The 440-nt window shown below is 53.7% G+C and carries 1 protein-coding gene; it reads right to left on the bottom strand.

Annotated features, from left to right (window positions below):
- Window positions 1–440 (bottom strand): PKD domain-containing protein (locus AC1DFM_RS34810; protein WP_477081386.1); only part of this gene is annotated, 440 nt, incomplete at both ends.

The following is a 440-nucleotide window of genomic DNA, read 5'->3' as shown; positions in this document are numbered from 1 at the left end:
TACCGGCGCGTCTTTCACCGTTACCGTAACGGTGCTGCTGGCGCTTTGCCCTTTATCATCTGTGACGGTCAACTGAAAAACATATTGCCCGGCGGTAGTCAATTTTGTAATGCCCGTACTKAGTGCGGTGGCGCTGCCTATGGCTGCATCTACCGGACCAGACACCTGGCTCCACTGATAGGATACAAGMGTGCTGCCRGCRGCGGCGCTGGCSGTACCTGTCAATGTGGTAGTACTAACGGGTAAGGTGATGGTAACAGGAGTACCTGCACTCACTGTAGGCGGTATATTTACCGGCGCGTCTTTCACCGTTACCGTAACGGTGCTGCTGGCGCTTTGCCCTTTATCATCTGTGACGGTCAACTGAAAAACATATTGCCCGGCGGTAGTCAATTTTGTAAYGYCYGTACTAAGTGCGGTGGCGCTGCCTATGGCTGCAT

This window comes from Chitinophaga sp. 05T412, from assembly GCF_056396465.1.
Note: the sequence above shows the minus strand (reverse complement) of the source record. Positions and strands in the feature narration are given on the sequence as shown.